This window comes from Ignavibacteriales bacterium, assembly GCA_016700155.1.
Lineage (GTDB): Bacteria > Bacteroidota > Ignavibacteria > Ignavibacteriales > Ignavibacteriaceae.
In genome coordinates this window covers 4,235,230-4,258,053 of sequence record CP065001.1, presented here as the reverse complement: position 1 = coordinate 4,258,053, position 22,824 = coordinate 4,235,230, and the positions used below count along the sequence as shown (strand labels likewise).

The 22,824-nt window shown below is 37.0% G+C and carries 22 protein-coding genes; 7 read left to right on the top strand and 15 right to left on the bottom strand.

Annotated features, from left to right (window positions below; all coding sequences use genetic code 11):
• Window positions 1-2: 2 nt before the first annotated feature.
• Together IPM56_17890 and IPM56_17885 are read left to right on the top strand one after the other, a co-directional pair.
• Window positions 3-950 carry a cysteine synthase family protein gene (locus tag IPM56_17890; protein QQS36084.1) on the top strand — a complete coding sequence of 316 codons (948 nt, stop codon included), beginning with the start codon at window positions 3-5 and terminating at the stop codon, window positions 948-950.
• Window positions 951-1,045: 95 nt separating this feature from the next.
• The gene (locus tag IPM56_17885; protein ID QQS36083.1) at window positions 1,046-1,699 is read left to right on the top strand and encodes a hypothetical protein; all 654 of its coding nucleotides are present in this window, start codon (window positions 1,046-1,048) and stop codon (window positions 1,697-1,699) included.
• Between the two features lie 6 nt (window positions 1,700-1,705).
• Here IPM56_17885 and IPM56_17880 read toward each other — a convergent pair whose 3' ends face one another.
• On the bottom strand, window positions 1,706-2,785 hold the full coding sequence (locus IPM56_17880; GenBank protein ID QQS36082.1) for a DUF2652 domain-containing protein: 1,080 nt from the start codon (window positions 2,783-2,785) through the stop codon (window positions 1,706-1,708).
• Window positions 2,786-3,143: 358 nt separating this feature from the next.
• Here IPM56_17880 and IPM56_17875 point away from each other — a divergent pair, with 358 nt between their 5' ends.
• The 3 genes from IPM56_17875 to IPM56_17865 all read left to right on the top strand — a co-directional run bounded on the left by IPM56_17875 (window position 3,144) and on the right by IPM56_17865 (window position 5,613).
• Window positions 3,144-3,911: a hypothetical protein gene (locus tag IPM56_17875; protein ID QQS36081.1), complete on the top strand. Its 768-nt coding sequence runs from the start codon at window positions 3,144-3,146 to the stop codon at window positions 3,909-3,911.
• A gap of 32 nt (window positions 3,912-3,943) precedes the next feature.
• Window positions 3,944-5,023, top strand: a complete 1,080-nt coding sequence (locus IPM56_17870) for a hypothetical protein (GenBank protein ID QQS36080.1) — start codon at window positions 3,944-3,946, stop codon at window positions 5,021-5,023.
• 62 nt (window positions 5,024-5,085) lie between these two features.
• Entirely contained in the window at window positions 5,086-5,613 is a 528-nt protein-coding gene (locus IPM56_17865; GenBank protein QQS38350.1) for a putative metal-dependent hydrolase, read from the top strand.
• A gap of 81 nt (window positions 5,614-5,694) precedes the next feature.
• Here the strand turns inward: IPM56_17865 and IPM56_17860 are convergent, their stop codons facing one another.
• The 5 genes from IPM56_17860 to IPM56_17840 form a co-directional block, all read right to left on the bottom strand.
• A complete protein-coding gene (locus tag IPM56_17860; protein ID QQS36079.1) occupies window positions 5,695-7,752 on the bottom strand; it encodes a dihydrofolate reductase in 2,058 nt (685 codons plus the stop codon).
• 161 nt (window positions 7,753-7,913) lie between these two features.
• Complete coding sequence (locus IPM56_17855; GenBank protein QQS36078.1) at window positions 7,914-8,489, bottom strand: hypothetical protein; 576 nt, start codon at window positions 8,487-8,489, stop codon at window positions 7,914-7,916.
• Window positions 8,490-8,647: 158 nt separating this feature from the next.
• Window positions 8,648-9,133 (bottom strand): hypothetical protein, encoded by a 486-nt coding sequence (locus IPM56_17850; GenBank protein ID QQS36077.1) that lies wholly within the window; start codon window positions 9,131-9,133, stop codon window positions 8,648-8,650.
• A 69-nt stretch (window positions 9,134-9,202) separates the two neighbouring features.
• Complete coding sequence (locus IPM56_17845) at window positions 9,203-10,357, bottom strand: tetratricopeptide repeat protein (protein QQS36076.1); 1,155 nt, start codon at window positions 10,355-10,357, stop codon at window positions 9,203-9,205.
• 2 nt (window positions 10,358-10,359) lie between these two features.
• Entirely contained in the window at window positions 10,360-10,833 is a 474-nt protein-coding gene (locus tag IPM56_17840) for a hypothetical protein (GenBank protein ID QQS36075.1), read from the bottom strand.
• Window positions 10,834-11,105: 272 nt separating this feature from the next.
• Between IPM56_17840 and IPM56_17835 the strand changes: the two genes are divergently transcribed.
• Window positions 11,106-13,913 carry a TonB-dependent receptor gene (locus tag IPM56_17835; protein ID QQS36074.1) on the top strand — a complete coding sequence of 936 codons (2,808 nt, stop codon included), beginning with the start codon at window positions 11,106-11,108 and terminating at the stop codon, window positions 13,911-13,913.
• A gap of 11 nt (window positions 13,914-13,924) precedes the next feature.
• Window positions 13,925-14,722, top strand: a complete 798-nt coding sequence (locus IPM56_17830) for a hypothetical protein (GenBank protein ID QQS36073.1) — start codon at window positions 13,925-13,927, stop codon at window positions 14,720-14,722.
• Window positions 14,723-14,909: 187 nt separating this feature from the next.
• Here IPM56_17830 and IPM56_17825 read toward each other — a convergent pair whose 3' ends face one another.
• The 9 genes from IPM56_17825 to IPM56_17785 all read right to left on the bottom strand — a co-directional run bounded on the left by IPM56_17825 (window position 14,910) and on the right by IPM56_17785 (window position 22,649).
• The gene (locus IPM56_17825) at window positions 14,910-15,614 is read right to left on the bottom strand and encodes a DUF4272 domain-containing protein (GenBank protein ID QQS36072.1); all 705 of its coding nucleotides are present in this window, start codon (window positions 15,612-15,614) and stop codon (window positions 14,910-14,912) included.
• A gap of 122 nt (window positions 15,615-15,736) precedes the next feature.
• Window positions 15,737-16,030: a type II toxin-antitoxin system RelE/ParE family toxin gene (locus tag IPM56_17820; protein ID QQS36071.1), complete on the bottom strand. Its 294-nt coding sequence runs from the start codon at window positions 16,028-16,030 to the stop codon at window positions 15,737-15,739.
• On the bottom strand, window positions 16,027-16,305 hold the full coding sequence (locus tag IPM56_17815) for a type II toxin-antitoxin system Phd/YefM family antitoxin (protein QQS36070.1): 279 nt from the start codon (window positions 16,303-16,305) through the stop codon (window positions 16,027-16,029). The genes IPM56_17820 and IPM56_17815 overlap by 4 nt, the downstream gene beginning before the upstream one ends.
• Window positions 16,306-16,609: 304 nt before the next feature.
• Window positions 16,610-17,029, bottom strand: coding sequence for a hypothetical protein (locus tag IPM56_17810; protein QQS36069.1), 420 nt, complete (start codon window positions 17,027-17,029; stop codon window positions 16,610-16,612).
• Window positions 17,030-17,256: 227 nt separating this feature from the next.
• The gene (locus IPM56_17805; GenBank protein ID QQS36068.1) at window positions 17,257-17,958 is read right to left on the bottom strand and encodes an outer membrane beta-barrel protein; all 702 of its coding nucleotides are present in this window, start codon (window positions 17,956-17,958) and stop codon (window positions 17,257-17,259) included.
• A gap of 418 nt (window positions 17,959-18,376) precedes the next feature.
• Window positions 18,377-18,742, bottom strand: coding sequence for a helix-turn-helix transcriptional regulator (locus IPM56_17800; protein ID QQS36067.1), 366 nt, complete (start codon window positions 18,740-18,742; stop codon window positions 18,377-18,379).
• 19 nt (window positions 18,743-18,761) lie between these two features.
• The gene (locus tag IPM56_17795; GenBank protein QQS36066.1) at window positions 18,762-18,941 is read right to left on the bottom strand and encodes a hypothetical protein; all 180 of its coding nucleotides are present in this window, start codon (window positions 18,939-18,941) and stop codon (window positions 18,762-18,764) included.
• 285 nt (window positions 18,942-19,226) lie between these two features.
• Complete coding sequence (locus tag IPM56_17790; protein ID QQS38349.1) at window positions 19,227-19,934, bottom strand: T9SS type A sorting domain-containing protein; 708 nt, start codon at window positions 19,932-19,934, stop codon at window positions 19,227-19,229.
• 1,152 nt (window positions 19,935-21,086) lie between these two features.
• Window positions 21,087-22,649 carry a right-handed parallel beta-helix repeat-containing protein gene (locus tag IPM56_17785; protein ID QQS36065.1) on the bottom strand — a complete coding sequence of 521 codons (1,563 nt, stop codon included), beginning with the start codon at window positions 22,647-22,649 and terminating at the stop codon, window positions 21,087-21,089.
• Between the last annotated feature and the right edge of the window lie 175 nt (window positions 22,650-22,824).

The window sequence follows — 22,824 nt, the reverse complement described above, 5'->3', positions numbered from 1 at the left end:
TAATGAATACAAATTCAAACATCCTTCACACAATCGGCAATACATCACTTGTGCAGCTTAACAAAGTTGTTCCGAAGGGATCTGCAAAAATTTTTGTTAAACTTGAATGGGAAAATCCAACCGGCAGTATGAAAGACCGTGCTGCGCAGGCTATGATACAGCGCGCTGAAGAAGACGGTCGTTTAAAACCCGGTTATGCAATTGTCGAATATACCGGCGGGAGTACCGGGATATCACTTGCACTGGTCTGCGTTGCGAAAGGGTACAAACTTAATATCATTACTTCTGACGCATTCAGCCAGGATAAACTTAACCAGATGAAAGCATTCGGCGCTGAGCTTACAATGGTACCAAGTGAAGGCGGACTTACTACAAAAAAATTAATTCTTGATATGATAGAAGCCGCAAAAGAAGTCAGCAAACAACCCAACACATACTGGACAAATCAACTATACAATGAAGACAGCATAAGCGGATACTTTCCTTTAGCTGAAGAGATCTGGCAGCAAACAAACGGAAAGGTTAATGCGTTTGTTCAAAGTGCGGGAACTGCGGCATCATCGCGGGGTGTTGCAACAATTCTTAAACAGTACAATTCAAAAATAAAAACAGTTGTTGTTGAACCTGGTGAATCGCCTGTTCTTTCGGGTGGTCAACCCGGTCCGCATAAAATTGAAGGGGTGGGAATTGGTTATACCCCGCCGTTATGGAAACCCGATTTGGTCGATGAAATTATTCCTGTTAAAACAGAAGACGCAAAAGAAATGGCAAGACGTTTGGCGAGAGAAGAAGGTTTGTTTGCGGGCACATCTTCAGGCGCGAATGTTGTCGCAGCAATAAAAGTCGCAGAACAACTTGGTCCCGAATCAACAGTAGTTACACTTATGGTTGATTCCGGTTTGAAGTATTTAAGTACTGATGTTTATAAAATAAAAGTTGACAGGCCTTGAGAATAAACTGTTGAAACTGTTCAGTAATACAATTCGATTCGGCTCTGAGGGGGGATTAATCCCACTCAATCAATTATTAAAGATTTAAAACTGAAATGATACGCAACGATTATATAATGCGGCTTATTGAACAACTTGTTCAGGTACTCGCAAAAATAGTTTTCAACAAAAAAGCCGGTAATCTTGCTGATGCTGAGACTGACCTGGAGAATGCTTTCAATAATATCGTCGGGCTTAACTCATTATTGATCGAGTCTTTGTCATCACAGGATATTATTACTCTGCTGAATATTAATAAAGACAAACAAGCAGCCGCGGTAAAAAGTCTTTTTACCGCAAAGTTATTGAAAGAAAAAGCGGAGCTGAACAGCCTGAGCAAAAAGAATTCAAATCAGGAACAGGATTATCACAAAATTCTCAGCTTGTTCATTTATGGAATTCTTAACAACGAAAATACAGAAATGGATATGAGCATTTATTTTGATGATGTTGAAGAGCTTGCAAAAATCATTAATAACGAATTAACTCATGAAACCAGGTTTGAACTATTCAGGGTTTATGATATTGCCGGAAGATATGATAAGGCTGAAAATGAATTGTTCAGACTCAAAGAATTAAACTATCCGGATATTCTAGCTTCCGGAATATTGTTCTACAAAAAACTTGAAAACTTAAGTGATGATATTTTAATGAGAGGGAACTTATCACGGGAAGAGGTTGCGTCGGGATTCATGGCTTTTAAGCAATAAAACTTTTCAGCTTAATGCTGATGGAACCTTTAACTCTTTCACAAAGCCAGACAGGTTTTCCAGTGATTGGTTGAAGGTGGCTTCGGTTTTTTTCTTTTTTAAAACACCAAAAAAAATTTTGTTCAAAAGACCCTTTTTTATAAAAACATCAATTGTCAGTTTTGTTCTTCTGACATTTATTTTCTCAAGAGTGTATTGAACAGAAAACATTTTCCCTTCATCTGTTTCATTAAACTCTATTCTATCTTCGCCATAAGTGTAGCCGCTTGAATAAAAAACTTCCTGCTCGTTATCCATAATACATTTGCATTTCATTCCGAGTCTTGGTAAATGTTGATTCGGCACTTCAACAGATTTTACACCGACGAACCATTTGTTCCTGTAATTAAAATCACCTGCCGCATGAAAAAGTGTTATGATGTCTGTATCATACTCTTTGATGAATGAAAGTGCTTTTGTTTTTTCAGTAAGCCCGTATTCAGGCGCTGCTTCGGGAGTTATTTCATTTCTAAGTTCACTTAATTGTGTATAATGAAAAGGTATTTCTCCTGAATCAGTTTGCTTTGCCCCGATGTTCCATTTCATCCAGTCGGTAAATCCTGCTGGCGGAGTTTTATAAACCAGGTTTTGAGTGACAAGCCAGTATTCATGCTGATCAATATCATTTTTTAATAGCTGGTGCGCGACTATAACATCCTTTCCGATAAGCTTACTGAACTGTTTTACGTTATATCCTGTGAACTCACCGTAATGAGTAATCACTTTAAGTGAAAGTCCAACCATTGAAAGACATGCATTACACTGACAGTATTTATGCTGATCATACCTAAGCAGATGTCTATGAAATTCCCGGAACATTGCTTCAACCTGTTTATAGATTTCTTCAAGCTTGGGGGCTTCACCAAATTTGTAAAATAAAATCGCATCACCCTCAATTTCAGAAATTTCGAGACCAATCTTGTTCGTGTTTATTAATAACTCAAGCAGTTCCTGTATGATCATCCGGCTGTGTTCAATGTCTGTTTGGTTTACAAACTTTGTAAACCCGCTTATATCAGGAATGAAAAGGAGTCCTTTGTTTTCCATCAATTCACTTAATGATTTTTATTTAGATATTATTTGAATCCGCAACAGAGGTGAATCCGGATTTTTTTTCTCTTATCCGGTTTTGATAAAATACTACTATCAACAGGAATTAAGCAACTGTTAGATATTATAAATGCAAAACTAAAATCATCCCCCGCCTGGCGCTTGTATAAACTCACTAATCAATTAATTGATTGACTGCTTTTTTTATTAGCATTAAGTTACAGGCAATAATTTTAGGGGTGTTGAGTTTGGGCTTCGTAAAATTTGATATTGATCCGGGTACTGTTCATATACTGCGGTCTTCCACATTTAGCATCAGATATATTTCTCCAATACTTTTATCACCGGGTGATTTATGAATCTTATTTCTTTTAAGAAAATTTTTCTGTCAGCACTAATTATTTTTTTATACACTATTCTTATCCAAACGGATGTTTATGGCGAATGCGGTGATACAACCGTTGTCAGATTAAAATCAGGCGCTAAGATCAGGGGTGAAATAATTTCGGGCAATAAAGAATCATTCATCATATACAATGAAGAACTTGGCAACAGGGAAGTACAATGGGATGAGATAAATTTTATTTCATCTTCAGAAGTTTATGATTCACTGGCTGAGAATAAATCAATTCTTGTTTTACCGCCTCAGGAAATTCCGCAGAAAAGTATCTGGGATATTTTATCCGCAGAGTTTTTATTCGGGAAAGGATTTAATTATGACAGGTTTGTCGGCTTTGGTGCGCGCGTAAATGTTTCGGTTAATGATTGGATAACTCTTGGTGGCATTGCTGTAATACATCTTGGCTCAAAAGCATATTATAAAGATGACGGGTATGGTTCAATGTTTTACTGGGGTCCTGAAGTAGGATTCAGATTCAAAACCGATTATATAATTATCGAACCCTCAGTAAGTATTGGTGAAGGGACATTATCATCCGCAAATGATCTGTATAACCCTAATCCCGTAAATAAAAATGAAGCTGCGACAGTTTCAAAATTTTATGTTTCCCCGGGAGTTGGATTAAAAAGTAATCTCGGCGCAATAAACATAGGGCTGCAATTCAGGTATGTTATAATTGATAAGCGAAATATGGCGGGACTGTATCTGACATTTGGGAATTGAAAATCAATTAATAAAATATTCAAGGGGTCATTATGAAAAACATTTATTTCTTATTTGTCCTTATCATTTTTTTCTTAACAGAATATTTATCTGCTCAGGGCGCTTTCACAGAATACAGCACATCTCATTATGCAAGAACAATCCGTTTAGGCAATACATATACGGGCATAGCAGAAGGGGCTGAGGCGCTATATTATAATCCTGCGGGGATTGCCAATTCTAATTCTTACGAACTTTTATTTTCGAATGGAATTGGACTTGCCCCCTTTGTAGACGGAACCCGTCCTTACGATTATGCAGTAGTTACACCGTTGCCCGAAAATCTTGGAACCGTTGGTTTTTCAGCACAGACTTTTTATTACATTTATTTCCGCGAGACGCAGGAGAATATTTTTAATCTTAGTTATGCTTATCAATTTTTTAATTCACTTTCAGTTGGATTAACTGCCGGATATTATCACTTTCACGCTGTTCCTCAATTGTCTATTGGTGATTGGTTTATATCTGAAGAAGGCTCAGCTATTGATTTGAGTCTCGGTGTTTTATATCAACTCCCGGCAAACATGAAAATTTCTGATCAGGATAATTTTAAAATAGGACTCTACATTAAAAATTTTCTTAATTCAAAAATCAAATTAGACCCGACTGATAAGGAATACTTTCTTAATCAAAACATCAGAGCGGGGATTAGTTACCGGTTCATTCCGTCATTCTCTGGCACAGAAAAAATTCATCCGATACAGTTACTGGCAGCGATTGACTTAGTTTACTCCGGTAGAGATTATGACTTCCGGTATTATTACCCCAATTATGCAGTAGAACTTTCACTTTATGAAATACTTGAAATAAGTTTTGGTCGCGAAAGTGAAAAATATCTGCGTGACCCCGGAGTTCATCCGCTTCCGCCGCAATACCCGGTTAACAGGTATGGCATTGGGTTGAACGCTCCGTTGCATTTGTTATTTGATTCCTCAAATAAAATGACAATAAAATTTAACTATTGTAAGTCTGATTGGGAACCAATAAATGAAGAGAATGTTAACCTTCCTCACTTTTCAATTAAAGAAATGGATGATGACGCATTTAGTATTGGCTTTGCATTTGAATTATGATAAAATATATTCATAACAAAAATCATTTTAATAAGTAAGGAATGAGAATGAATACAGACGCGTTGGAAAAACTTAAATACCCCATCGGCAAATTTGCCTGGCCCGAATCTGTTGACGACAAAACATTACAACAGCATCTTGATGATATTGAAACGCTGCCGGCAAAATTAAAAGCCGCGGTTAAAGGATTAACCGAACAGCAGCTTAACACACCATACCGACCTGATGGATGGACAGTTAAACAGGTTGTTCATCACGTTTGCGATAGTCACCTGAACAGTTACATACGTTTCAAATGGGCGTTGACTGAAGATACTCCAACTATAAAAGCTTACGTACAATCAAAGTGGGCGGGATTAAAAGAGTATGAATTATTAAGTGTGGATGACTCATTAACATTTCTTGAAGCGCTGCATAAAAGATTAATTACACTTCTTCGTTCATTAACAAAAGAAGAACTTGAAAGAGAGTTTATTCATCCGGAAACACAGGCTCACATAAAACTGAGAAATAATATTGCTTTGTATGCGTGGCATAGCAAACATCATACGGCACATATAACTTCTTTGAGGGAAAGAAATGGTTGGTGAGATTTAAGAGGTAGTAAAAAAAATGTCACACTTCGACTAACTCAGTGTGACATTTTTATGTGTCAAATTTAATTAAATACCCTAATTCATCGTTGGCAGGAACGAATGATTCTTTGCATAGAATAACATCTGCTCAGTAAAGTCTTCGGGATATTCAACTTTTACATCAACAATTTTTCCATTTTCTATTACAGGTTTTAAAACAGGATTAATAAATCCTTTGTAAGGAGCGACGTTAAGTTTTGCATACCTGTCACGAACCTCTTTGTGCAAAGCGGGATCGATCTTAACGCCATAAGTTTCAATCAATGTCTGCGCTGCAGCGAAATCACCTTCAGATGTAATACGCTGAACTTCTTTCAACATTTCTCCGAACAATGTGCGGAGTTTGTTGTAATCATTTATCACATAAAAAGTTTTTCCGTCACGCATTTTCTTTTCGATGACATTATCCTTGGCGCCTTTTTCAAGTACCCATTTTGATATTGTCTGCCGGTTGCGCATATGTGCCTGTTCGATGTTATCACCTAACTCAATCCTGTTCAACTGAAGCATTAAACCATTACGCAGGTATGAATTGTATTCCGCTTTTGCAACATCAAGTGACGGCATAACACCTATCTCAATCAGTTTTGGATCCATTATATAATACAATGCAACAAGATCAGCGCGAGCTTCTTCAATTGCCGAAGCATAATTTTTTAATGATTGTTTTGGTGTTCCGACTCCCGCATTAATTTGCCCCGAAGCATGTCCTATAACTTCGTGAAGATCAGTATGAAGTTTACCCGCTAATGAACCATGCTGTTTTGCCAGATCAATTTCTTCCTGTGAATAACAAAATTCTTTCAGCAGTTCTTCTGAACCGGCTTTATCATAAGCATAAACTATGTTGCCAAGATTAACCGATTTTGAGCCGTGATCTTTCCGTATCCAGTTAGCGTTAGGAAGATTTATTCCAATCGGCGTTGAAGGTGATGCGTCACCGGATTCAACAACAACTGTAATAACTTTTGCTGATATGCCGACAACATTTTTCTTTTTATGTTCCGGCGCTATCGTGGAATTATCTTCAAACCACTGTGCCTGTCTTCCTATCGCGTCGATACGTTTTGTAGCTTCCATATCTTTTATTGAAACAACAGATTCAAACGCGCCGCGGTAGCCGAGCGGATCGTTATATACTTCAATGAATCCGTTAACAGCATCAACTACAGAAACAGTATCCTGCACCCATAAAATATTATACTCATCAAATTTTTTCAGATCACTGGTTTTGTAAAACTCGATCAGCCTTTCAAAAGTTCTTTTCTGAAGATCGTTCTCCGCAACAGTAACTGCTTTCTCAAGCCAGTAAACAATTTTTTCAATTGAAGCTGAATACATTCCGCCAACTTTGTATGTCTTATCAACTATTTGTCCGTTCTCTTTAATAAGCTTGGAGTTTAATCCGTAAGAGATCGGCTCGGAGTCATTCTTATCAACTATCTTTTCATAATAATCTTCGACTTCTTTTTGAGTTAACCCTTCATAAAAATTTCCTGCTGACATTTTAACTATATCAACATTTGAATCAAGATTGGTTTTTATTGCGTCAACATTCGGATCAAAGATGATTGGGGTTAATTCCACAACAAGCTGATCTACCGTCTGACCATTTTCCAGGGGAAATAAAGATGCATCACTCTGCGTACAAAGTTCTGCAAAATATTGCGGCTGTATATCGGGAATAAATTTTCTTGTTGAGTAATGATGATGTATCCCGTTAGAGAACCAAACACGTTTTACATACACCATAAAATTTTGAAAGTCAGTTGAATTCTTATCCCCTTTGTAACTGCTTACAACAGCTTCAAGCGTGCGGCGTACTTTTAAGTTGTATTTATAATTCTGATCATAATAAATATCGCGTCCGGCTAATGCTGCTTCATACAGGTAGTAAACCAGTTCTTTTTGTTTTGCAGTAAGTTCATAAAAACCGGGAACCTGGTAACGCAGAATTGAAAGATCTGCAAATTGTTCTGTAAGGAATTTAAAGTTATCGTCACTATTCATATTCGTTTTTGTTCCTTCATTTTGATTGCAGCCCCAGATAACAAGGGCGAGAATAAATACGAAAAAAGTTTTTATTAAGCTCATTTGTCCACCAATTTTTTTTGAGTGCTTCAAATATAGTGAATCATGCTGTTATGGATTTTGTTTTTAATGGGGAAAAATTTTAACCGGAGAAAATGTTATGGGTGGTTTTAATAATTGTCAGTCATACTCAGTATTAAATATGACTGACAACTTAAAAGATTTTATTGCATCGGCGCGGCAGCGGGCCACAGCCAGCCGAATATACCTGCAGTAAGCAGGGCGTAAATAACGCCGTCTAACATTGATTTTAGAGTTGCAGTCCAGCTCTTTTTGTACCAGATACTATTCTGCATTAACGCAAGACTGTAGCCTGCAAATGCAGTCATTCCCACAAACCTGAAAACATATTGATAATGATCACCCGGAATAAGTGCATGCCAGACCACATATGCACAAACCATTCCTACAATAATGGCATAAAGAAACCATAGAGCCAGGCTGGATCCCATGCTCATCTGACCTGTTGGAAAAACTGTAGTAACCATTACAGGTCCTTTGTTAAGTTTCTCTTTGAACTCGGGAGTGTTTCTGTCTTTGTTGGCAGACTGGTACGGGATCATATAATCGCCCGGGGGGATATTATATTTTCTCAGATCATCCATTATCTTTTCCTCGTTCGGAATAGTTTTATAATCTGAGTTGTGATAAGTGAATACCATATGAAGCACGGAACTTACCAGGAATACAGCAACAGCGGATAGCACTATAGGAAGCCAGAGAGTAACGATTGATTCCATCTCAACTCCTCCAGATTGTTTATAACCGGTTAATTGTCCCCGGTATAAAATACATAATTTGAATTGTGAGAAGCAATGAAGGGATAGTAAATAAAAGAAGTAAAGAATTACCCGGGCTGTGTTATCTGACAACCCGGGAATTTTGTGTTTATAAGGTTCTAAACTTTTTTTAGTGATGCAATATGTTTTTTCAACGATGATTCAACTTCAGCTTTATCAAGTTTTTTATGAAACGTTTTTATTCCGTCATCATCTTTTGCGCGGACAAGATTATAGTCCGTCCCAATCTCAACAAGCGCACTGCTTTTTGCATTATTGTATGAGGCATTTATGGCAATTACCCAGACCCCTTCATCAGGCCATTGTTTGGTAAGTGTTGATTCGCCTTTGTCATTCCTGACAAACTTAAGATCAATTGTTTTTCTTGTTCCGTTTACAATGCCTTCTGCGGTGCCGCTTACTTCAGCATCCGTCGGCTGATGACACCCAAAGGGCTGAACCACAAGCATAACATTTTTTGCATAGGCAGAGTTTTCCCCATTGCTCTTTTTAACGGAGATATGAAATCCGCCGGCAAATGCAGATGTGTAAATAAAAAGTGAAAGAAGAAAAACAGTAAGTGTTGAATTGATTATACGATACATGCGACCTCCTATTGTTTTGTTCATTCAATAAGATTCCGCAAAACCAATAATAGTTTAAATAATAAATTTTTATTGGGATTTTGTGAATTGATATCCTATTCCGCTTCCGTCTATCCCGTTAAAACCATTTTGAAAAATATTCTGAATAAACACCTGCATCATAAATGGTTGAAACCCGTTTACCCATCCCTGAATGAAAAGAGTATTTGAGTAAGGATCAAAACTCCAGTTACCTGTTGCGGTAAGATTAAACCCGTATGATTGCTGCACCCCGCTGAATGATCCATTCATCTGCAATTCAATATTCATTGTGCTGCCTGCAAAATCATTTATCTTTACAAACCATTTGCCCGCCGGTGAAAACTGCTGCTGTGGCATATTGCTTTGTGTCTGCTGCTGAGGTTGCGAATTATCCTGCTGCATTAAAGTATCAATGTGCGAAACCCATTCTGCCCGGCCAAGATCCTGGAACATCTTTTTTGAACTTTGCAGCCACGATATGTTATAAGGTTTACGCGTTGTTGCTAATAAAAAATTTGCCTGGGCAAGCCTGAATTTTTCATTATCGTTTTTAGGTTCAGTTAAAAGATTCTGAATCCGGTATAATAATTTTTCTTCATCTGTTGGATCATCCGGTGTAAGCACCATTAACAGTTTTGCCATATTAAGAAGAACTTCCGTATTTGTGGGATCTTCCTGGTTAGCTTGTTCAAGAAGCGAATACGCGTCAAGCAGCCTGCGGTTGTATGTGAGATTATCAAATCCCTTTCTCAGTTCATTCTGATCCGAAACATTTCCTCCCGATTCTGCTGTCCGTTTGGAAACGTGATCAATCCACAATTGTTCCGCCTCGGTAGAAAGCAGTACAGCTTTCTTTATCGTGAGTTCAATGCGGGTTATTTTTTCTGTACCGCTTTGTATGCTTTCAATCTTTGTTCCGCTCTGTTCAAGTTTTACTATTCGTTCATAGAGATTATTAATTTCTATTTTCTGTTTTTCATCCGGAGTATTATTTGAGTTAAGCCCGGCAGCCTCGTCCGGATTTACATCTGTACGGAAAGCGTTAACATGTTTTAATGCCGCATCGCTACCGTAAATATTATATGTGTGATGAATTACTGTTCCGTGATATTCTTCTTTCTTAACAGTATTACTCTGACCGGAGATGTTTGCCCCGAGGATATCTCCGTTAATGTCTTTCATTTTAATCTTGTCTTCATCCATCACTAAACCTCTTTTTGTATTCCCTTCACCAATGCTTCAACGCCCTCACCAATCAGTTCACTGAACGGTGCTAACGGGGTAAACGCTGCGATTGTCTGCGCTGTTTTAGGCAATAGTTTCAACAGCCCTTCCGCAACCGCCGCAAGTTTTGCCCCTATTTTTTTCTTTTTTGTAGTCGGCAGTTCTTCTGCGGGGGGAATGTCCTGAACTTCCTTTGTCAGCTCTTCAATACTTTCCTGTACCGGTTGAATCTTTTCCGGCTCAACATTATTAGCAGTTAATTCTTTGTTAACATTTTCCGTAAATGACTTCAATCCTTCAGCATATTTATCGGGGACTTTCTCGAGTTCTTTCGAATTAATATTAATTGTTCCTGATACAGTAATGTTTTTACCGACAACATTTCCCTGTCCGGAAACTTTTACTCCTATAACGTCTCCCTGTACCCCGCTGATTTTAATTTTATCCTGACTCATAAAATTTCCTTTCATTTAAATTGAAATTAATGCTGAGTTAACTCAGAGATAGCCTTGTCCGGAAGATTACTGATTAAGAATGAAGCAGACCTGCGGTGAGAAAATAAATATTTTTTACTCATTAAACACTATCATAATTATTTTTTTAGATTTTATTCCCTCCTGCGAAAGAATTATAATTCGGGCGGAGTCTAAAAACCGGAATGTAAATTCAATGTTAAACTTCATAACATTCTCGGTTGTCTAAACAATGTTGATTTTCAGGAACATCTATGAAAAATATTCTGGCTCTCGTGGTTCTTTTTTCTATAAGTACTTTTTCTCAAAACAGGTTTTTACAGGGACAGTTAATTGATTCGAACGACGGGCACTTCCTTTCTTCCGCAAATGTAATTCTGTATCAACTTCCCGATTCCACATTTCGCGGTATCACTTCCGACAGTAAAGGAGTTTTCCGGTTTGAAAATCTAAGACCGGCAAAATACATTTTGAACATTAGTTATGTGGGCTACAGGACGCAAAATCAGCCTGTCGAGTTTGGTACAAATTCAATCGACCTTGGAAAAATTTTATTAACCGAAGTTTCAATCGAAACCGAAGAAGTTAAAGTGATTGGAGAAACTCCGCCTGCTGTTCAAAGCGGCGATACAACCATATACAATGCCGACGCATTTAAAACTCACAAAGACGCTTCTGCGGAAGACCTTGTTACAAAACTACCCGGCGTTACCGTACAGGATGGAAAAATACAATCGCAAGGAGAAGATGTTAAGCGTGTACTTGTTGACGGAAAACCATTTTTTGGTGATGATCCGAACGCGACATTAAAAAATATTCCCGCAGAAATAATTGAACGCATACAGGTCTTCGATCAGCAAAGCGAACAATCACAGTTTACGGGATTCGATGACGGTAATACAACAAAAGCGATTAATGTTATTACAAGAATGAAAATCCAGGAAGGTACTTTCGGAAAATTTTCTGCCGGATATGGTAATGAGGAAAAGCATGCCGCCGGAGGAAATATTAATTTCTTTGATAACGACAGAAGAATTTCCATTCTTGGTCAGCTTAATAATATTAATGAACAGAACTTTTCCAACGAAGATCTGCTCGGAGTAATGAGTTCATCGGGGGGCAGAGGCGGTGGAAGATTCTTCCAGGGTCCCGGAAGAGGTCAGATGCCTCCGGGAGGCGTTCCCGGTCAGGGATTTTTCGGCGGCAGTGCTTCAGACTTTTTAGTGAATTCTCTCAACGGATTAACTCAAACAAAAGCGTTTGGATTAAATTATGTTGACAAATGGTGGAACGGTTTTGAAATAAGCGGAAGTTATTTTTTTAACAGGTCGGATAATGATGCGGTATCATTACTTAACCGAAGCTACTTTTTATCAAATACTGCGGGACAAAACTACTCAGAAAATTCTCTTTCTGTAAACGACAACACAAACCATCGCTTTAATCTAAGAGTTGATTACAATATCGATTCATCCAACTCAATAAGATTTATTCCCCGTTTTTCTTTGCAGCAGAACGACCAGAGATATTCATCAAACGGAAAAACTGTAACTGCTTTTGAAGAACTGAATTCAACTAAAAATATTTATTCATCCGACTTAAGCGCGATTAACGCCTCATCACAGTTACTCTATCGCCACCAGTTCCCCGTAAAAGGCAGAACAATTGCGTTAAGTTTTAATTCTTCTTACAAAAAAAATGATGGTGATAAAAAACTTTATTCGGAAAATATTTACAACAACAATCCTGCAGAATCCGACACAATAGACCAACTGACCGATGTTTTGCAGAATGGATATTCCGGATCGGCAGATATTACATACACAGAACCATTAAGCGATAATTCACAGCTAATGTTCAACGCAGCAATTTCATACTCACAGGAAAAAAGTGATCAGGAAGCTTTGGCATATTCTGATCAGCAGAATTCCTACTCGGTAACGGATACAAGTCTGAGCAGCGTTTACAAAAAAATATACCACACAAATACATTCGGTACGGGTTATAACTACCAGATGAACGATCTTTCCGTAAACGCTAATTTAAACTTTTCAATCGCTCGCCTGAATAATGATCAGACTTTTCCTTTGGTTACATCACTCGAAAAAACTTTTTACTCCTGGCTGCCATCGGTAAGGCTGCGGTATGGAAGATCGCGTGACCAGAGTTACGGATTTTTTTACAGGACTTTTAACACAGATCCTTCGGTTCAGCAATTACAGAATGTTGTTAATAACTCAAACCCCGTTCAGCTTTCAACAGGAAATCCGAACCTCAAACAGGATTACAGGCACTTTTTTTCAATGAGATATTCAAACATCTTTTTTGAAAGTATGACTTCACTTTTTGTTATGGTCGGAGGATCGATTACAAAAGATTATATAGGAAGCAGTACAACAATTGCGACGAGAGATACAATTCTCCCGAATGGTATTTCATTAAACCGCGGCAGCCGCTTAACAACCTATGAAAATCTTGACGGCTACTATAGCCTTCGTTCTTTTTTAAGTTATGGTATTCCTGTAAGCCTCATCAAATCTAACCTGAACCTGAATATAAATCTGAATTACACACGCACACCAGCTTTGATAAATGGAATTAAAAACTTTTCAGGATTTTTACGCGCGGGCGCAGGATTTGTAATTGCCAGCAATGTCGGCACTCAGCTTGATTTTTCTATATCAAGCAATACGACGTACAATGATCTTAAAAATTCAAGCTCCGTTTCAAGTAATGAAAATTATATCTCACAGTCATCAAGAGTTAAATTATTCTGGGATGTATACGAAGGTATTATTCTTCAAAGTGAATTGAATCACAGGTATGATGGCGGTGTTTCCGGTGAATACGAACCCAATTCATTTTTATTAACCGCGAGTGTTGGCAAAAAAATATTTGCGGATAACAGCGGTGAAATTCGTTTTACGGTCTATGATCTGCTGAATCAGAACACAAATATTACCAGAACAACGAGTGAGTCTTACACAGAAGATTCTGAAACAAACGTGATCGGAAGATATTTTTTCCTTTCGTTTATTTATAATATCAGTCCATTTAAATAAAGAACAGCATTATGTACAAAATATTTTTATTAAAGTTTTTAACAGCGGCAGTCATTGTATTCTTTTGGGGATGTTCTTCATCGCGGGAGGTAAGTTCATCTGTCACTGATAATGAGATCATTATTGATGGAAATCAAACCGACTGGCACAACCTGACATATATCGATGGAGAAAACATTTCGTTCGGATTTAAAAACAACGCATCAGATCTTTATCTCTGTCTTGTTACAAGCGACAGGAACAAGATTATGAAAATGCTGCGCGGCGGATTAACCATCTGGCTTGAGCCTGAAAACTCAGATGATATGATCGGAGTTAGATATCCCGATAAAGCTGATCCGTCCGAGCTTATACAGATGCGCAGGGAAAATACTGAAATGCAGCCTCCACAGGGTGATGATTCAAGAATTAAAAATATGCTTGGGATGCAGAATGAACTATACATTGTTAAAGAAAATAATTTTGTGTTGAACGCGTTTCCGCTAAATGGTGAAACTTATAGAGCGAATATTGATGTTACCGACGGCAAATTTTTCTATGAACTTAAAATCCCTTTCCGTTCAAACCATGATATTAAAGGAGCGCTGAATTCCGGTGCGGGAAAATCCGTTAACATAACTTTTGAAACGGGAGAAATGGAAAGATTGGATATGCGAAGAAGAATGCCTGAAGGTATGGGTGAAATGGATGACGAACAGATGCCCGGCAATATGGGCGAACGTCCCGAAGGAAGAGGCTTTGGAAGAGGACCCGGAATGAATATGGACACCAGCCCGATGAAGTATAAGTTTAGTGTTAAACTGAATTGATAAAAAATTCTCACATCAGAAATGAAAGATGACATCTTTTCCTTAAGATGTCATCTTTGTTTTGTCACATTAAACATTATTCCCTTAAAAAAATAACTCTAAGTCAGTCTGATCGACCCGAACTATTTTTTTTACAGTATTACCTGTCACTATGTGGACTCTTTACCTATTAAAAATGTCAGGTGCATTAAGTATCTGTTGTTATATCATCCCAATTTTCATCGTAATATGTAACCCAATTCAACGCATAATGCCATTCATAAACCACTTCTTGATCAACTTTTTTCACTTTTCGATTATTGAGTTGCTGATTTCTTACATACCAATGCAACCGATATATTAAATCAAGCTGGTCAAGTATTTCTGAATTTGATCTAAGTTTTGCTTTTGAAAATAAATTGTCCTTAGTTTTCAAAACCTCACTCATTATTTTTTCAATGACCTGAACATCAGATTGCTGGAATGGAATTTCAATTTTATCTAAAAATCCCAGTACCCAAAGAAGAATATAAATTGCTTCGCTGCGCCAGGTTATTGCAATTGTTTCTTGTCCTGATGGATTAATTGATTCAATAAATTCTTTTTCTTTTGGGCTTACTTCATCCCAATATCTGTTACTCTTAAACCAATCAACAATTCCATCCTTACTTTCTCCCTGAGCAATTGAGCATAATGTATATAAAATTATTATTCTCTTTACAATCTCCTGGGAAGTTCTAAATTTTGTTTCATTTTCATCTTCGATAACTGGAAGCGAATAATTTATTTCAAGTCCCAATTTCAGAATAATATCTTCATTTCTAACCTTTCTTTGAAATGAAGGTTGTCTAATTGAATCATCATCAAAATAGTAATTTGGTTTCTGATCTTTTATTTTTTTTCTTAAAAACAATTTATCCTGTTTTGCAACTAACCCGCCTCCTAAATCAAGGAAGCCAAGGAAACCACACCTGCCAATAATTATTTAAAACTTTTTATTAGAACTAATTTGAACAAGTTAGCCGATATGGAAAACTACTTTATATCTTTTGGGAGTAATACTTGTTTGAAATTCCTTATGGTAAGAATATGAACTATCCCAGATTCCATCCGGTAAATTATCCGGTATTCTCCTTCAAATACTTCCCGGATTTCTTCCCTGTTTGTTTCCGGTACTTTCCTTCCTCTTTCTGGATTTTTTGATAACGTATCAATTCTCTTAATAATTCTGTCAACCATTTTTTTTGCTGCCGGTAAATTATCTTCAGCGATAAATTCATAAACCCTATCCAATCTTTCAGCAGCTAACGGAGACCAGATTATTTTCATTTGGTTTTATTGGAATATTTCTTCTTTATTTGCTGGTGTGTAATTCCTTTCCCCTGATCTATTTGTGCCTCTGCCAGTCGTATCTCTTCCAAGACTTCTATTTTGTCAACTAATGACTGGTATTCTGATACATCTAACAATATAGCAGAGCTTTTTCCATTTTGAGTAATAACCAATGGTCTCTTGGTTTTTTTTACTTTATCAAAATAAAATGCCACCTTGGAACGAAATTCAGATAATGGTTGAATATCCTGATCTAATTGTATTTTATGCATAATCACTCCTAATTTATATTGCACAAATAAAAGTACAATATTTTGAACAACACATCAACACTGTTTATTCTCACTCTTGTGGTATAACGGCGTGTGATGTTAAAATACAATACCGGGTTTATAATTATTTAAAAAATTTTTCTGTGTGTTTATTTTTCTTAAGAACTCTATTCAAATGATCGATCCTATTTTTTTCTTCTTACAGTCTTGCCTGCCACTATGTGGACTCTTTACTTACCTGTCCGTCTTTGACGGATTAAAGAGGTTAGGTATTTTATTAATTATGTTACTAAAAATATATTTATTAAAAACCCGCATTGATAGGTTGAAAACTATTCCAGCTCCCGGTATAAGCATCAAGAAAAACTGGAAATATTCCAGTTATAAAATCTAATATTAACCAGGTACCAACTATTTTAGGATAAATTTCAACTTTCTTTTCGTTGTTGTTTGATTTTAAAATTAAAATATGATCTTTATTTTTTCTAAGGTTGATAGTTTTTATTTCTATATTCTCATACTTTTTTGTTTCTTCAGAAAATTGTCTAACAGTTCTACTTGATGTTGGAATTTCAATGCCTTCATCAGAATATACCTTTATATCTTCAGGAGCATTAACTAAATCTACTTTGTCTTCATAACCACTTAAAACGGTTGCACAACCACTGAATAGCAAACTTATTATTGCAAATGAAATTAAGAACCGAAACATATTTTTTATCATTTCTATTTTCCCTTTTTATATTTTTAATAAATGCCTAACGGCGTTGCGGTTAAGCTGCTGCCCAGAACAAGAATTTAGCTTAGAACACAACTGCCAATAATTATTTAAAAAACTTTTATTAATATTATTACTTTGAACAAGAGTGCCGAAACGTAACGACCAACATTAAAATTTGTAAAAAGCCGAATACGAAAAAACAGTCAGCTTGAACCGCTGGTTAGGCATATTTACAATGAATAATTTAATTTTATTTCTAAACCGAACGTATGAAATTTTGCTTCTAAATCTTTTGGGCTTGTATAAAAATCAAAAAAGTATTTTGGTCCCGCTATCAAAGATATATTTTCAGTTAGTGGTTGAAATAATGCTACACCTATGGAAATTGATAATGAAAAATCATCTATTGATTTATCCCCCTCGAAATTTTCGCCAAATTGATTTGATTCACTTATTCCTTCAATGTTATATATATAATTTAAGTTAACACCAAATGATCCAATGAAACTTGTAGTATTAATTTTGCTCGTTCTATAGTTTATTGATATTGGTAAACTTATGCTAGAATATTTATTTGAAAAATCAGTTGGAACAACACGTGAATAATCTAATCTATCTTCTCCATCAACTATTCCGTTTCCATTAACATCTATCCAGGCTTTTCTGGTGTCTAATATATCTTTTGCATACAAAAGTTCTTGGTTCTGATAATTCAGGCCCGTTTCAATAAACAAATTTGGTTGAATAAAAAAAGCTCCGTTGATTCCAAACGAATAACCAAAATTACTTTTCGGTGATGGTAAATCAGAAGGAGAGTAAGAATATGTTATTGCTGGTATTCCATTTACTCCAACTGCAAATTCATTCTGTGAAATTATACTTTGATTAGCAATGATTAAAAAAACCATTAAAATTAATAATCTATATTTCATACATCCCTTTATTATATGCCTAACTATTACTTAGACCGAATCGGCAGTTCTCAATCCGGTTATTAGTTAATTTTATTCGTATAAGAACTATAATATCCTCGGCTAATTGGTCATAAACGATAATACATTTAATCAAACACATATATTTGCACAAAATTTATTTTCAGTCAGGTAGAAAACGCAATAAGAACAAACATTGTTCAAACAGCATTGCCATTGTGGGTATCTAATTGAAGAACTATATGATAAGCAACTACCTGCCACAAAATTCCCGCTATATATTAATCCCAACTTACCTCAAACAAAAAACTAAATCAAACAAAAAATCTGTGTTTGTCTTCCTTAGTGCTTCTAAGTGCCCTCAGTGCTTATGTCGAAGGCATCTTGTTGGGAGTGGTAAACCTCCTCACCAACAATATCAATCCTTCCCACCCGCAAGACTCCTCGCCAACTCCTCAAACCTCTCACTAAACTCCGGCATCCTCTCTATCGGTATCTTACTTACAAGGTCACTCATTCGAACAAGCTTCTCATCCCTCACCAGCACTGCAAGGGGATTTCCGCTCAGCTGCTCACCTTCCTTAGGCACATACTCTACAAGGTCATTCGGGGTGCAATTCAAAGCTCTGCATAACCTTTCAACCTGGCTGATCGTCAACGCTCTGAACTTTCCTGAGTTAATATGAGATGCTACATTCCGGCTAAAACCCTTACTGATCAAGTACGCAAGCGGCTGCTTTATATCACGCTGATCAAACAGCCTTTTGAAATTATACCTTAACATTACTCTGCCTCCTTTATGACTAAATGTGCCTTAATATAACAAAATCAAAACTTCCTCCGCAAATTCGGAGAATGTGTGCTTCATTGTTAAGAGCATCTGCTTTATTTCTAAGTATATCTACATCATTGCTAAGAATAACTGCTTCATTTCTGAGAGTATCTACATCATTACTAAGAATACTTGCTTCATTGCTAACCATATTTGCATCATTTCTAAGAATACTTACTTTATTTTTAAGAATGTGTGTTAGATTTCAGAGAATACCCACTTCATTTCCGGCAATTCATTCTCCATTTCCGTTCAGTCCGCTCGCTTTTCCTTAAGTTCAAATTGATCTGTAAATACAAACGACTTCCAATTTTATTCACCCATTCACTCAATCAATCATTCCTTAGTGTTAAGTTCCTAACCCTGCCAACAAAAAAGGCGATCCATATCGAATCGCCTTAATTATACAACCTGTCCGCCCGGTACGGATTGAAAACTACTTCAAGAGCACCATCTTATTTGTTTTAATAAAACCTGCTTTGCCGTCAGGCAGGTTGCCTGTTTGCAATGTATAAAAATACATCCCGCTCGAAAATTCATCCGCGTTGAATGTAACTTCATAAATGCCTGCCGGTTTTTCTTCATTAACAAGCGTGGCTATTTTATTACCAAGAACATCAAAAACTTTTAGTGATACATATTGCCTATTGCCTACCGTATACTGAATACTGGTGCTTGGGTTAAACGGATTCGGATAATTCTGCTCAAGTGAAAAAGTAACAGGCTGGGATAAATCCACTTCAACAATTTTTGAATACACGAAAGAACCATCATAATCAATTTGTTTTAACCTGTATTGATATACTTCTGATGAAGTGTTTTTATCAATAAACGAATATTCATTTTGTTCAGTTGAAGTTCCGTGTCCTTCAACATAACCAATACTTATAAACTCTGAATTGCCGACTGATGATTGTGAACCTGCCTTGCCGTCAGGCAGGCTGAGAACTTGCCTTTCAACTTCAAACCCTCTGTTATTATTTTCTGATGAAGTCCGCCATTTAAGAACTACACTATTGCCGTTCACAACTGCTTCAAAGGCTGCAAGCTCTACAGGAAGTGGATTCCCGCTATCGGTAAAGCGTCCGATATAATTTAAAGTTAACCCCGAAACGGTTTGTCCGAATGATCCGCCTATAATCATGGAGCCGGTACTTGTCTGCACTGTCATTGCATCAACAGAACCGCTTAAGCCTGTGCCAAGCGCCGACCATGTTGAAGTTGAAACATTATACTTTGCAATTCTGTTCGCGGGAATTCCATCTGCTGTTGTAAACAAACCGCCGACATAAATATCATTCCCGAAAGACGTCATCGAAAATACACTTCCTCCCAGTCCTGTTCCCAATGCTGACCAGTTTACTCCATCCCACTTTGCAATACTGTTGACTGTTTCACTTCCCGCGGTTTGAAATATTCCCCCGGCGTAAACAATTCCATTCTTTACAACCAGTGATCTGACTATACCGAATATACCTTCTCCCATTGAATTCCAATCCAAACCATTCCACACGGCAATACTTCTTACATCTTTTCTTCCTGCAACATTAAAATATCCGCCGGCATAAACATTATTTCCATCTACTGTTATTGCATCAACTTCATTATTTATTCCTTCTCCTAATGAAGACCAGGAAGTTCCATTCCACTTTGCAATGCGGTTAGCAGAAACACCGCCAGCCTGTGTGAAAAATCCTCCGGCATAAAGATCAGTTCCATTAACGGCAAGCGCTAATACCAATTCATTTAATCCTTCACCAAGCGCTGACCAGCTTACTCCATCCCATTTAGCGATATTATTTACGGGAACACCGCCAGCCATTGTAAAATTACCTGCGGCATAAACATCATTACCTATTACAGCAAGTGATGTGACCTGACCATTTACGCCTCCTCCAAGCGAAGACCAATTTGTGCCACTCCATTTTGCAATCCTGTTTACCAGTACACCTCCTGCATGGGAAAAAAGTCCGCCGACATAAACATCATTCCCTATAACTGCAACGGCATCAACGGTTGTGCTCATACCGCCAGACATTGCGAACCACTCTACATTGGAAAGTGATTGGGAAAAGTTTGATGAAAAAAAGATCAGAGCCAGTACAATAATTTTTTGTAAAGACTTATACATAGTGAACCTCAGAATAAATTTTATAAATATATTTAGACCGGGGAATAAGAGGATGTACTGTTTAGTGCAAGCTAACAAAAGATTGGGACATGAAAGAAAGCAGAAGGGAGAATATTTCTATTCTCCTTTACTCTGAGATAATTTCAAACAATAGATATAAACCAACTACCGCAGTAACATCATTTTTTTAACCGAGGTGAAATTTCCCGCTGTAAGCTTATAAAAATAAATTCCGCTTGATAATTCATTCGCATCAAAGATAACTTCATAAACACCTGCCGGTTTTTCCTCGTTAACAAGCGTGACTATTTTATTACCAAGAACATCAAAAACTGTAAGCTTCACATTTGCAGTTTCACCATTGACATTTGACGGAATCGTAAATTTAATTTTTGTGGATGGGTTAAACGGGTTTGGGTAGTTTTGTTCTAACGTGAAATCATTTGCGATATTTTCTTCATCAATACCTGTTGGTGATTGAAATTCATAAGCACCTATATCATACCCGCTGCCTTGAGGACGTGTCACACCATCTTTATCAGTCAGTACAACTGAATTGACTAACGAAGTTCCTGTATTTGTCGCCTGTGAATTCTGAAGAAGATGATAATCATTCCCGGTTGGATTAGCGAAAATTAGATTCTCAGCAACTGAAATTTGTGAATTCATATCATATCCCATTGACTGCCATGATGTTAAACTCATATTACTGCTGCCGTCATCATCACTTAACCTGTTAACAAGAATATTATAATCACTTGTGAATCCTGTTTTGGATTCATTATCCATACAAATACTTCCCCTGAAGCTGTGATAATTAATAAGGATGTTGTTGTATAAAGTATTTCCTGTTGAGCCGTTTACAACCAGCACTCCCCATCTGCCGTTTGTTGGCATTATAACAGTGTTATTAAATATCTTATTGTTCTTTGACGGCTCACCCCCGTCAATCTGGTACATTGCAATACCTGTTGCAAAATTATTATAGATAATGTTGTTGAATACTTTTGAGTCCTGCACACCATCCATATTTATTGCTGAACCGCCGCCGAGTCCGTTACCATGAATTATGTTACCCGCAACAACAGCGTCACTGATAATACCATCATCACCCATTGATATATCCCCGTTCATATGGATGCCGCACCCGTTGTTGTTAAATGAATGATTGTTGATTATCACAGGTCTGTCTCCGCTGTTGGATACATAAATTCCATGTTCATCTTCACTGTTTGAACATGAATTATTTTCGATGCGCAGATCATCAGCAAAGCCTGAGAAAATTCCCCAGCGGTAATTATCCGCACAAACATTATTCTTAATTGTTACATTATCGGAAAGAACTATACGTATTCCCGCTCTCGGCTGATCGATAACTGTAAACCCATCAATAACTATCCACGAACCGTTTTCAATATTTATTCCATCAGGAGTTGTAGTGTTTCGTTCATTGATGATAACATTTTCACTTTCTGCCTTAAATGTTATTCTGTTTGATTGTGATCCATCCGTGCGGATATCAAACCCGACATAAGTTCCGATAAGAACAAAAACCGAATCGCCGGCTTCAACCTGGTCTGCTGCATATTGAAGCGTTGCAAATGCTGTTGATGAAGTTAATCCGTTATTTGAATTACTACCCGTTGTTGACACATAATATTTTGTTTGCGCATCCGTAAAAGAAATGAAAAGTATAGTTACTATAAAAACAGTAAATAAATTTTTCATGTTAACTCCTTGATTTCTTGTTGACCATAATTTCCCGGATGAGGACAAATCAATTTAAGTACCACCTGAACTCTTTTGTTTATTGATTATTAGAACAATCCGCTTCATATTTTCTTAGTAAGAATTACACCATAGTGTAAAAAACACGGCGTGTATTTACTGACCCATTTATGTA

Bases quoted from the DNA above. Each gene is read 5' to 3' on its own strand.
- IPM56_17845 (QQS36076.1), bottom strand. From the start codon at position 10,357: ATGGATGAAGACAAGATTAAAATGAAAGACATTAACGGAGATATCCTC.
- IPM56_17875 (QQS36081.1), top strand. From the start codon at position 3,144: ATGAATCTTATTTCTTTTAAGAAAATTTTTCTGTCAGCACTAATTATT.
- IPM56_17835 (QQS36074.1), top strand. From the start codon at position 11,106: ATGAAAAATATTCTGGCTCTCGTGGTTCTTTTTTCTATAAGTACTTTT.
- IPM56_17785 (QQS36065.1), bottom strand. From the start codon at position 22,649: ATGAAAAATTTATTTACTGTTTTTATAGTAACTATACTTTTCATTTCT.
- IPM56_17860 (QQS36079.1), bottom strand. From the start codon at position 7,752: ATGAGCTTAATAAAAACTTTTTTCGTATTTATTCTCGCCCTTGTTATC.
- IPM56_17795 (QQS36066.1), bottom strand. From the start codon at position 18,941: ATGGTTAGCAATGAAGCAAGTATTCTTAGTAATGATGTAGATACTCTC.
- IPM56_17890 (QQS36084.1), top strand. From the start codon at position 3: ATGAATACAAATTCAAACATCCTTCACACAATCGGCAATACATCACTT.
- IPM56_17790 (QQS38349.1), bottom strand. From the start codon at position 19,934: ATGATTATAGGCGGATCATTCGGACAAACCGTTTCGGGGTTAACTTTA.
- IPM56_17810 (QQS36069.1), bottom strand. From the start codon at position 17,029: ATGATAAAAAATATGTTTCGGTTCTTAATTTCATTTGCAATAATAAGT.
- IPM56_17805 (QQS36068.1), bottom strand. From the start codon at position 17,958: ATGAAATATAGATTATTAATTTTAATGGTTTTTTTAATCATTGCTAAT.
- IPM56_17850 (QQS36077.1), bottom strand. From the start codon at position 9,133: ATGTATCGTATAATCAATTCAACACTTACTGTTTTTCTTCTTTCACTT.
- IPM56_17830 (QQS36073.1), top strand. From the start codon at position 13,925: ATGTACAAAATATTTTTATTAAAGTTTTTAACAGCGGCAGTCATTGTA.
- IPM56_17815 (QQS36070.1), bottom strand. From the start codon at position 16,305: ATGCATAAAATACAATTAGATCAGGATATTCAACCATTATCTGAATTT.
- IPM56_17800 (QQS36067.1), bottom strand. From the start codon at position 18,742: ATGTTAAGGTATAATTTCAAAAGGCTGTTTGATCAGCGTGATATAAAG.
- IPM56_17880 (QQS36082.1), bottom strand. From the start codon at position 2,785: ATGGAAAACAAAGGACTCCTTTTCATTCCTGATATAAGCGGGTTTACA.
- IPM56_17885 (QQS36083.1), top strand. From the start codon at position 1,046: ATGATACGCAACGATTATATAATGCGGCTTATTGAACAACTTGTTCAG.
- IPM56_17855 (QQS36078.1), bottom strand. From the start codon at position 8,489: ATGGAATCAATCGTTACTCTCTGGCTTCCTATAGTGCTATCCGCTGTT.
- IPM56_17820 (QQS36071.1), bottom strand. From the start codon at position 16,030: ATGAAAATAATCTGGTCTCCGTTAGCTGCTGAAAGATTGGATAGGGTT.
- IPM56_17870 (QQS36080.1), top strand. From the start codon at position 3,944: ATGAAAAACATTTATTTCTTATTTGTCCTTATCATTTTTTTCTTAACA.
- IPM56_17840 (QQS36075.1), bottom strand. From the start codon at position 10,833: ATGAGTCAGGATAAAATTAAAATCAGCGGGGTACAGGGAGACGTTATA.